This window comes from Nitrobacter winogradskyi, from assembly GCF_006539545.1.
Lineage (GTDB): Bacteria > Pseudomonadota > Alphaproteobacteria > Rhizobiales > Xanthobacteraceae > Nitrobacter > Nitrobacter winogradskyi_A.
The window spans coordinates 1-9,750 of the sequence record NZ_BJNF01000034.1 but is presented as its reverse complement, the minus strand read 5'-3'; the positions used below and the strand labels follow the sequence as shown (position 1 = coordinate 9,750).

The 9,750-nt window shown below is 65.2% G+C and carries 8 protein-coding genes; 1 reads left to right on the top strand and 7 read right to left on the bottom strand.

The annotated features are described in order from the left end of the window. Positions 1-203 precede the first annotated feature (203 nt). The 7 genes from NWI01_RS07640 to ubiE all read right to left on the bottom strand — a co-directional run bounded on the left by NWI01_RS07640 (position 204) and on the right by ubiE (position 9,246). The gene (locus NWI01_RS07640; RefSeq protein WP_141383291.1) at positions 204-524 is read right to left on the bottom strand and encodes a PilZ domain-containing protein; all 321 of its coding nucleotides are present in this window, start codon (positions 522-524) and stop codon (positions 204-206) included. A gap of 116 nt (positions 525-640) precedes the next feature. Next, complete coding sequence (gene tsaE, locus NWI01_RS07635) at positions 641-2,164, bottom strand: tRNA (adenosine(37)-N6)-threonylcarbamoyltransferase complex ATPase subunit type 1 TsaE (RefSeq protein WP_141383290.1); 1,524 nt, start codon at positions 2,162-2,164, stop codon at positions 641-643. Beyond that, positions 2,161-4,677, bottom strand: a complete 2,517-nt coding sequence (locus tag NWI01_RS07630; RefSeq protein WP_141383289.1) for a PAS domain-containing sensor histidine kinase — start codon at positions 4,675-4,677, stop codon at positions 2,161-2,163. Before NWI01_RS07630 ends, tsaE begins: the two co-directional genes overlap by 4 nt. A 280-nt stretch (positions 4,678-4,957) precedes the next feature. Beyond that, positions 4,958-5,416 carry a dUTP diphosphatase gene (gene dut / locus NWI01_RS07625; RefSeq protein ID WP_141383288.1) on the bottom strand — a complete coding sequence of 153 codons (459 nt, stop codon included), beginning with the start codon at positions 5,414-5,416 and terminating at the stop codon, positions 4,958-4,960. Continuing rightward, positions 5,413-6,846 (bottom strand): bifunctional phosphopantothenoylcysteine decarboxylase/phosphopantothenate--cysteine ligase CoaBC, encoded by a 1,434-nt coding sequence (gene coaBC / locus NWI01_RS07620; RefSeq protein WP_141383287.1) that lies wholly within the window; start codon positions 6,844-6,846, stop codon positions 5,413-5,415. The genes dut and coaBC overlap by 4 nt, the downstream gene beginning before the upstream one ends. A 61-nt stretch (positions 6,847-6,907) precedes the next feature. Continuing rightward, entirely contained in the window at positions 6,908-8,488 is a 1,581-nt protein-coding gene (ubiB, locus tag NWI01_RS07615; RefSeq protein ID WP_141383286.1) for a 2-polyprenylphenol 6-hydroxylase, read from the bottom strand. Continuing rightward, positions 8,485-9,246: a bifunctional demethylmenaquinone methyltransferase/2-methoxy-6-polyprenyl-1,4-benzoquinol methylase UbiE gene (gene ubiE, locus NWI01_RS07610; RefSeq protein ID WP_141383285.1), complete on the bottom strand. Its 762-nt coding sequence runs from the start codon at positions 9,244-9,246 to the stop codon at positions 8,485-8,487. The genes ubiB and ubiE overlap by 4 nt, the downstream gene beginning before the upstream one ends. A 122-nt stretch (positions 9,247-9,368) precedes the next feature. Between ubiE and NWI01_RS07605 the strand changes: the two genes are divergently transcribed. Further along, positions 9,369-9,750: glyoxalase superfamily protein (locus NWI01_RS07605; RefSeq protein WP_141383284.1), on the top strand; the 382-nt coding region annotated here is incomplete at its 3' end.

The following is a 9,750-nucleotide window of genomic DNA, read 5'->3' as shown; positions in this document are numbered from 1 at the left end:
AGAGCATGATCCCGAAAAGTGGAAACCGGTTTTCGGAAAAGATCATGCTCAAACGAAAAACAAGCGACGAATCCATAGCGGTTTGAAGCGAAGATCACGACCCGTTGCGAATCGCATCGATGACTCCGGCCATACACGCCTGAGATGATGACGCGGCCATGACATGGGGAGACTGCCGGATATGATACCGGGCGGGATGTGGATCAGGCGTCGGCCGTGGCGCTGTTCTGCCGGGTGGTCTTTTTCTTCTTGTCGGTCGGCTTCAGGAAGTTGACGCCGATCTGGTCGCCATTGACCCAGGCCAGCTCGCAGCGGCGATAGGCGAGGCCCGTGGATGACAACAGGAGGAAGAATTCCTTCAGATGCAGGCCTTCGATGGAGCCTTCGACGGTCAGCTTGGCTCCGATTTCCGACACATCCTCCATGGTGCAGGTGCGGCGCCATGTGCCGTCGATGCCCATCATGTGCGCGCTGTAGCCGCGCTCGAAGGTGACGCGCTCGCCTTTACGTCGTTCCGTGCCCATGATGTGCTCCGCCTTGGAAGGAAGACTGTGCCGCGATCCGAGGGATAGAACCAAGGGATAGTCCGAGGCTGTGAGTGTACCGTGCCGACCTCTAAAAAGGCGTAAAACAAAACGGTTCAACCTGCCGGAGGCGGAACGTGTTTCTGGTACCACGCTCTCGCCGCCGACAAGGCCGGGTGCGCGAGCGAGCGGGTGAGATAGGTCCAGATCCGGGGTTGGTGTCGCAGATAGTGCGGTTTGCCGTCGCGCCGATTGAGCCGCGCGAACGTGCCGAGCAGCCGGGTGTTGCGTTGCGCTGATATGACGGCATACGTCTCGGCGAAACCGGCGGGATCGAAATGCGCTTCGGATCCCAGCCGCGCCTTGGCGTAACGGGCGAGCAAGGCGAGTTCGATCGATTCGGGAACGTCCACGCGCGCATCCTGCAACAGCGAGACCAGATCATAGGCGGTGGGACCGAGCACGGTGTCCTGAAAGTCGATGATGCCGACCTTTCCGATATCGGGGCGCTGTTCCAGCCAGATCAGGTTGGGCGAGTGGAAGTCACGCAACACCCAGGTTCTGGACGCGGCATCCGGCTTCGCCAGCAATGCGCGCCAGATGGCCATGAATTCCGCGCGCAGGTTTTCGCCTGGTTCAATGCCGCGGTCGATCAGATACCAGTCCAGCATCAGGCCGACCTCGATCAGCATCGCCTCAAGGTCGAACGCGGGAATCGCGTAGGCCGTATCCGCCGTCAAAGGAAGCGTGTCAGGCAGCGTCCGGCCGTGCAGCGCGGCGAGCAGGTCGGTCGCCGCCTGATAGCGCTCGACGATCGGCGTCGGCGGCCTGCCTTCGACAAAGCCGGAGCCGCCGAAATCCTCGGTGATCAGGAATCCCGAATCCAGATCGGCATGATGGATCTCCGGCGCGGAAAAGCCCTGATTACGCAGGCCGCGCGCGATGGCGACGAAGGGCTTGACGTCTTCGGCGAGATGCACCGCCGCGCTGTAGGACTTGCCGTCGTGGATCGCAGGTCCGTCGGGCCGCTTCGGCGCGTTCATGAGGATGAAGCTGGCGTCACCGCTGATCAGACGGGCATAGGAGCGCGTGGAGGCGTCGCCCGCCATGCGTTGCCGCCTTGCGTCCAGATAACCGGCATCGCTGAGGAAACGCCGCAGCGACGCCAGCCGCGCGACCTGCGCCGCGGCCTTGCCGTAGCCGGTGATCTCGGCGGCGCGCGCCGCTGATCCGAGCGCCGGGCGATGGCTGATGGCGATGTCAATCCGGTCGTCAGGCAGGCCGGCGGCGGCGCGCTCCGGCCATTCGATCAGGACCACCGCGTCTTCGGGCAGCGGCGCGAGGCCGATCTCCTCCAGTTCGCCGGGACCGCTGATGCGATAGAGGTCGGCGTGAAGCAGGGGATACGGCGGCAGATCGTAATGCTGCGCCAGCGTGAAGGTCGGGCTCGGCACCTCGATCGTGTCGTCTCCCGCAAGATACCGGATCAAGGCGCGGGCGGCCGCGGTCTTGCCCGCGCCGAGATCACCCGACAGCGTGATGACGTCGCCGGGACCGATCAGCAGCGCGAGGTCGGCCATCAGATGCGCGCTCGCGCTCTCGTTGACGAGCGCGACCCCGAATCTCGACGGCTCGCTCATTCGGCGGCGTTCCGGTGGGCGCTCCGGTCGAGCGGAAAGTCGCAAACGACCCTGGTGCCGCTCTTGATGGCGGGATCGAAATGCACGCGGCCGCCATGAAGTTCGACAAAGGAGCGCACCAGCGACAGGCCAAGGCCCGCGCCGCGATGCCGCGATCCGTTCGCATAACTCTCAAACCAGTCGAACGCCTTGTCCCTGACGTCCGGCGGAATGCCGGGGCCTTCGTCCATCACGGCGAATCTCACGCTGTGCTCGGTGCGCCGGGCGCTGACCGTGATCACGGAGTCCGGCGGCGAGAAGCCGGCGGCGTTGGCAAGCAGATTATAGAGGATCTGGATGATGCGGCGCTCGTCGCCGATGAAGTTGCCGATGTCCGGATCGACATCGACGTTCAGCACGATGTGGTCGCGGGTCAGGCGGTCCTGAATGCCTTCCGCCGCCGCCGCGATGGTCTTGCGGACATCGACCGGCCCGAGTTCGAGCGTCATGGCGCCCGCGTCGATGGTGGCGAGGTCCAGGATGTTGTTGGTCAGCGCCAGCAGCGCGTCGGTCGACGAGGTGATGTAGTTGACATACTCGGCCTGTTTCTCGGTGAGCGGTCCGGTGCCGGGATCGTTCATGAGGTGAGCGAAGCCGATGATGGTGGTCAGGGGCGAGCGCAGTTCGTATGAGACGTGGTGGACGAAATCGACCTTCATCTGGTCGGCGGCCTCGAGCGCATCGTTGCGTTCGCGCAGCGCGCGCTCCACGTTTTCGCTATCGGTGATGTCGTGGAAGGTCAGCATGGTGGCGCCGTCGGGCAGCGGCATGGTCATGCAGTCCAGGATGCTGCCGTCCTTGCGCTCGAGCTTGAGCGGCACCGCGGTGCGATTGTCGATGCCGGTGACGGCCTTGTGGATCGTGCGCCAGGCGTCGTCGTCGTCGAACAGCGGCTTGCACCACGCCTCGACCGTATCGATATGCGGCTGCTGCGCGAGCGCCTCGGGCGAAAGCTTCCACATCCGCGCGAAGGCCGGATTGAAAAGCTGCGCGCGGCCGTTGCTGCCGAATACCGCGACCGCTTCGGTCAGGCTGTCGAGGGTCTCGCGCTGCACGGTGATGAGCCGGTCATATCGGCGGGCCAGATCCAGGCTTTCGGTGACATCGTCGAACAGGTAGGTGACGCCGCCTTCCGGGTTCGGCGTGGTGACGATGCTGAGCGCGCGTCCGTCCGGCAGATACCATACGTCCTTGACGGCCTCGTTGGCGCGATAGGCTTCGTGCAGGCGGGCTTTCCAGGCGCGGAAGTCCGGCTGCTCCGGCAACTTGCGCCCCGCGCGCAGGCGATCGAGCACGCTGGAATCGTCGGGATGTCCGTCGAGGAAGGGCCGGTCGAGATCCCACAGCCGGCGGTAGGAGTCGTTGTAGAAAGCGAGCCGCCGCTGCCCGTCGAACACGGCGACGCCGGATGACAGTTGGTCGAGGGTCCGGCGATGCGCGTCCGCCATCCGCGCCAGCGCCTGGCTCAACGCCGTCGCCTCGCTGGCGTCGAGCGCGATGCCGGCGCTTCCGCCATCGGTCCGGAGTGCGTGAACGTCGTACATGCGCCGCTCGCCGCCGATGACGATCGGCAATCGCGCGGCAAAGGTGGCATGGTCGTTCAGCGCTCGCGACATCGCGATCCGGTCCCCGCTGTCGAGCAGTTCGAGATTGCGCTGGATGGCGTCGGCTGCATCAGCTGCGTCGGTCGCGCGCGCATAGGCCGTGTTGGCGAAGGAAAGCTTGCCGTCCTCGCCTCTGGCCCAGAGCGGCCAGGGCGCCGCGGTCGCGAAGGCCCGCAGCATTTCCGTCTCCGCCAGCAGACCGCCGTGCCGCAGCGTCATCTCGGCGAGGTCGCGCCGCAAGCCGCCCAGATCACGGATGCGCACGATGGCCTGGCCGCCGATGGCGCGGCCCATCGCTTCCACGGTGCGGCCGGCCGAGGTGACCAGATTGAGCAGGAAGCCTTCTCCGGCGCCGCGCAGCGCATCGACCGCGTGATCCATCTGCAGCGCCGGCTCAGGCGGCAGCCAGGTTCCGAACGCCAGAATCCGCAAGGGCTGTTTTGCATCCTGCGGCAACAGCAGCGCGATATCGCCGCTGATCTGGGGGCGGTCCTCGCCCGCGCCCCACGATATCAGGATCTGCGGCTCCACGAACAGCAGCGCGCGAAAGCGGTCGGCCTCCGATTGAAGTTCGCGGATCTCGCTGCGCAACCGCTGTTCGTTTGCGGCGGCGCGGATGCGCGTGCGCATCAGCAGGATAGCGGCGACCACCGAGAAGCTCAGCACGCCGAGCGCCATCGCCAGCGCCGTCAAATCCTGCCGGCTGAGATTTGTGAAAGCCTGGAGCAGCCGCCCGGTCAGCGCCGGTTCGGCGGCCCAGGCAGGTGAGGTGTCGATGAGGCTGACCGCGCCGGCGCCCGCGATGCTGCCCGGCACCAGCGAGGTGCATGACAGCAAGGTCCGACGCATCACCCCGATTACGCCTGACATCTTTGCCCCAAAACCGCGCGATGATATTCGATCGGCAACCCGTTCGCCGTTCACGAATCGACCACCATTATGCTTAAGCGGATTCGAGGGGCTAGAGTCCAGACCGTGAACGGGAATCGGGCAGCGGAAAAATGCGTAGCCGCGACATTTACCAAACGATTGTTGTAAAATTGAATCGGTTTTCGCGAGCGGATGATTGCGAGTCCTGGAGCGTGACCGATCCCGGTGCTTGAAAGCGGGACGCGTGCGAAAATCGCACGTCACTTTTCTTCATTCTGCTCTAACGCCCGGTCGAGCCGAATCCGCCACTGCCGCGTGGCGTCGCCGGCAACGCCGCCGCGCGCAACAGTTCCACGCGCGTCACCGGCGCGACGATCATCTGCGCGATGCGCTCGCCGCGGCGAATCGTGAAGGCTTCGCTGCCGAGATTCACAAGAAGGACGTTGATCTCGCCGCGATAGTCGGCGTCGACGGTGCCGGGCGAATTCAGCACGGTCACGCCGTGCCGGGCGGCGAGACCGGAACGCGGCCGCACCTGCGCCTCGTATCCATCGGGCAACGCGATGACGAGCCCGGTGGGCACCATGGCCTGCCGGCCTGCCGCGAGAACCATGGGCGCGTGTTCCGGAATCGCGGCGATGAGGTCAAGACCGGCCGCCTGGGCGCTTTGATAGGACGGCAGCGGAAGGCCCTCGGCATGAGGCAGTTGCTGGACACCGACCTTGACCGGCTCGCTCATGCCGCCGGACCCGGCAGGGCTAAGATGATGCGTTCGATCAGCATGGCGGCCACCTGTTCCTTGGTCATGACGGAGAAGGACTCGGTCCTGATCTCTCCGTCTTCACCGCGCGTCAACAGATGCACGGTGTTGCGGTCGCCGCCCATGACGCCGGTTCCCGGCGATACATCATTGGCGACCATCCAGTCGCAGCCCTTGCGCGCGAACTTCGCCTTGGCGTTGTCGATGAGGTGCTCGGTTTCGGCGGCGAAGCCGACCACGAGCGGCGGGCGTTCGTCGCGCAGGTTCGAGATGGTCGCGAGAATGTCCGGGTTTTCGATCAGTTGCAGCGGCGAAACTCCGGCTTCGGTCTTCTTCAACTTCTGCGGGCCTTCATGCGCGACACGCCAGTCGGCGACCGCGGCCGTGAAAATCGCGATGTCGGCGGGGAGCGCCGTCTCTACCGCCGCCAGCATCTCGCGCGCGGATTCGACATGCTCCACGGCGACGCCGGCGGGGTCGTCGAGCTCCACGGGGCCGGAAATCAGCGTCACCTCGGCTCCCGCCGCCCGCGCCGCCGCAGCAATGGCAAAGCCCTGTTTGCCAGAGGAGCGGTTGGCGATGTAGCGCACCGGATCGATCGGCTCCAGGGTTGGGCCGGCGGTGATCAGGACGCGACGGCCTTTCAGAGGTTGCGCCTGCTGCGGCCTGAGCATCCGCTCGGCGGCGGCCGCGATCGTCACGGGCTCGGCCATGCGGCCAATCCCGGCTTCACCCGCTTCCGCCATCTCGCCGGTGTCGGGGCCGACCATGGCGACGCCGTCGCGGGTAAGCTGGGCCACGTTGCGGCGTGTCGCCGGGTTATTCCACATCAGCGGATTCATCGCCGGCGCCAGCAAAACCGGCTTGTCGGCGGCGAGCAGAACGGCGCTCGCCAGATCGTTGGCGTGGCCGTTTGCCATCTTTGCCATCAGGTCGGCCGTGGCGGGCGCCACCACGATGAGGTCGCAGTCCCGCGCGAGCCGGATATGGCCGGCGTCGCATTCGCTGCCGGGGTCGAACAGATCCGTATAGCAACGCTCGTTCGCGAGGGCTCCAGCGCTCAGCGGCGTGACGAATTGCTGCGCAGCATTTGTCATGATGCATCGCACAAAAAATCCGCGTTCCCTGAGCCTCCGGATCAGGTCGAGCGCCTTGTAGGCGGCGATTCCGCCGCCGACGATCATTGTTACTTTCGGCAACAGACCGGAAACGTTGGATAAATTTCTCGTTGGTGAGAATGCTGCATTGCGTAAATCAGGATCGTCGGATGCTGTGGCGGAGGGAATACCGGTCGCCTCGCGCAGGATGACGCGGATCTCCTCCTCCACCGAGCGGCCGGTAGCGGCGGCACGCGCTCGCAGCCTGGCCTTAACGGCATCGTCGAGCTTGCGGACGGTCAGGCTGGCCATTTCGCTCCCTGTGCAGCATCCGGTTTGATATCATCAATACGATCATACGATTGCGTTGATGTCATATCAATCGGCTGCTAACGGCCCACAGAATCCCGAGGAGCGTCAGGGCGATGATCCAGAGCGCGATGGTCCGCCAGCGGTTCTGCCGCGCCCGTGCGCGGGCCAGCGCGGCGACGGTTTCGGGCGCGAGCACCAACCCGTCGCGGGTCATGGTCTCCATTTGCTCAAGCACCGCCACCGAGCGCGAGGCGATCGCGGGCAGCCCGGCAAGCAGGCGGCCCAGCTCTCCGGCGCCGGCGATCGCGCCCTGCATCCGCCCCAGCGGGCCGAGGTTCTCCGTGATCCATTCGCGAACCACCGGATCGGCCACCGTCCAGATGTCCAGTTTGGGATCGAAGCTGCGCGCCACGCCTTCGACCACCACCATGGTTTTTTGCAGCAGGATCAGTTCGGGCCGGGTCTGCATGTCGAACAGGCCGGTGACCTCGAGTAGCAGGGTCAGGAGCTTGGCCATCGAGATTTCCTCGGCGGTGCGATTGTGGATCGGCTCGCCGATGGCGCGGATGGCTTGGGCGAAATTCTCCACCGAGTGATGGCCCGGCACGTAGCCGGCTTCGAAATGCACCTCGGCGACCCGTCGGTAGTCGCGGGTGATGAAGCCGAGCAGGATTTCGGCGAGGAAACGCCGCTCTTTCAGGCCCAGCCGTCCCATGATGCCGAAGTCGACCGCGACCAGACGACCCGAGCCGTCGAGAAACAGGTTGCCCGGATGCATGTCGGCGTGAAAGAAGCCGTCGCGCAGCGCGTGGCGCAGAAAACTCTGGATCACCTTGCGGCCCAGTTCGGGCAGGTCGGCTTTCGATTGCGCAAGACGCGCATGATCGTTCAGCGCGATGCCGTCGATCCACTCCATCGTCAGCACGTTGTGGGTGGTGCGGTCCCAGTCCACCTCGGGCACGCGGAAGTCGGGATCGTCGCGGGTATTCTCCGCCATCTCCGACAGCGCGGCCGCTTCCAGCCGCAGGTCCATCTCCATCGCCACCGATCGCGACATGGTGTTGATGACCTCGACGAGGCGCAGCCGCCGCGCCTCGGCCGAATGCGCCTCGGCGTTGTTGGCGACGAAAAAGAAATCGGAGAGATCGCGGCGGAAACGCGTGGCGACGTTGGGCCGCAGCACCTTGACCGCAACCTGTCTGCGGACGCCGTTTTTCTCGACCTCGCCGCGATGAACCTGCGCGATCGAGGCTGCCGCCACCGAAGGTCCGAAACTTGCGAAGGCGTCCGCGACGGGCTTTTCCAGCGCCGCCGCGACCACCGCTTCGGCTTCCGCTTGCGAAAACGGCGGCAGGCGGTCCTGCAGGCTTTCCAGGTCGCGCGCCATGGCGACGCCGATGACATCGGGGCGCGTGGCCAGGAACTGTCCGAGCTTGAGATAAGCCGGTCCGAGCCGCGTCAGCGCGCGCGTCAGCCGCGATCCGGATTTTGCGCCGCGGCGCTCGATCAGCCGCGCCATGCGCAGCGCGAGCTGGCCGGGAGCCGGCACCAGCGATGGATCGACCACGCCGAACACGCCCTCGCGCGCGAACACGAACGCGGCGCGGGCCAGCCGCGCGACATGAGCCAGCGCTGAGATCACAAACGCCAGCCCGAATGCAGCGCGACGATGCCGCCGGAAAGCGCCTGCCAGGACACGCGGGCGAAGCCGGCGTCACGGATCATATCGGCGAAGGCGTCTGGCTTGGGAAACTTGCGGATCGATTCGACCAGATACCGATAGGAGTCGGCGTCGCCTGTGACGGCACGACCGAGCGGCGGAATCACCTTGAAGGAAAACAGGTCGTAGATCTTGTCGAGTCCGGGCACATCGACCGTCGAGAATTCAAGGCAGAGAAACCGGCCGCCCGGTTTCAGCACCCGAAACGCCTCGCGCAGCGCGGCGTCGATACGCGGCACGTTGCGGATGCCGAAGGCGATGGTGTAGGCGTCGAAACCGCGGTCCGTGAAGGCCAGCGTTTCGGCGTTGCCTTCGACGAACGACACCTGATGATCGCGATGCTGCTTGATCGCCCGCTCGCGGCCGACCGCGAGCATGTCCGGATTGATGTCGCACACGGTGGCCTGAAACCCGGACCCTGCGGTTTTCGCCGCGCGGAAGGCGATGTCCCCGGTGCCGCCGGCGACGTCGAGCAGCGAAAACGGCGCATTGTTGCGCGGCGGATTCAGCGTCGTGATCATCGCATTCTTCCAGACGCGGTGCAGTCCGCCGGACATCAGATCGTTCATCAGGTCGTAACGCTGTGCCACGCTGTGAAAGACGTCGTTCACCAGCGTCTGCTTGTCCGCCAGGGGGACGTCCCTGAAGCCGAAATGCGTTGTCCGGTCCTCTCGATCCATGCCCGTTTTCTCCATGCCCGGACCATAGCCTGCCATGCTGCGCTGCGCTACAAGCCAGAGCCGGTCGGGGCGGCGTCTCCCGCTTGCCGTGGTAAACCGGACAAATCGCAAGGGGAATGCCAATGGCCGCGCATTTTACTACCGTCACCCCGATCCTGCGGATGTTCGATATCGGCAAGGCGAGGGAATTTTATCTCGACTTTCTCGGCTTCAAGGTCGAGTTCGAGCATCGCTTCGAGCCGGACTTGCCGCTCTATATGGGGATATCGCTGGGCTCGGCGGTGCTGCATCTCAGCGAGCACCATGGGGGCTGCTCGCCCGGTGCGCGGATCATCATCGAGACGACGGGGCTTGCGGGCTATCAAGCTGGCCTGCTTGCCAAGCGCTACGGCTATGCCCGGCCTGGATTGGAGCGCCAGCCCTGGGGCGCCACCACGATGACGGTGACCGACCCTTTCTACAACGCGCTGGTGTTCAGCGAGAGCGAGACGGCGGCGACGTCTT

Coding starts and splice junctions, on each gene's coding strand:
- NWI01_RS07640 (WP_141383291.1), bottom strand. CDS start 524: ATGGGCACGGAACGACGTAAAGGCGAGCGCGTCACCTTCGAGCGCGGC.
- tsaE (WP_141383290.1), bottom strand. CDS start 2,164: ATGAGCGAGCCGTCGAGATTCGGGGTCGCGCTCGTCAACGAGAGCGCG.
- NWI01_RS07630 (WP_141383289.1), bottom strand. CDS start 4,677: ATGTCAGGCGTAATCGGGGTGATGCGTCGGACCTTGCTGTCATGCACC.
- dut (WP_141383288.1), bottom strand. CDS start 5,416: ATGAGCGAGCCGGTCAAGGTCGGTGTCCAGCAACTGCCTCATGCCGAG.
- coaBC (WP_141383287.1), bottom strand. CDS start 6,846: ATGGCCAGCCTGACCGTCCGCAAGCTCGACGATGCCGTTAAGGCCAGG.
- ubiE (WP_141383285.1), bottom strand. CDS start 9,246: ATGGATCGAGAGGACCGGACAACGCATTTCGGCTTCAGGGACGTCCCC.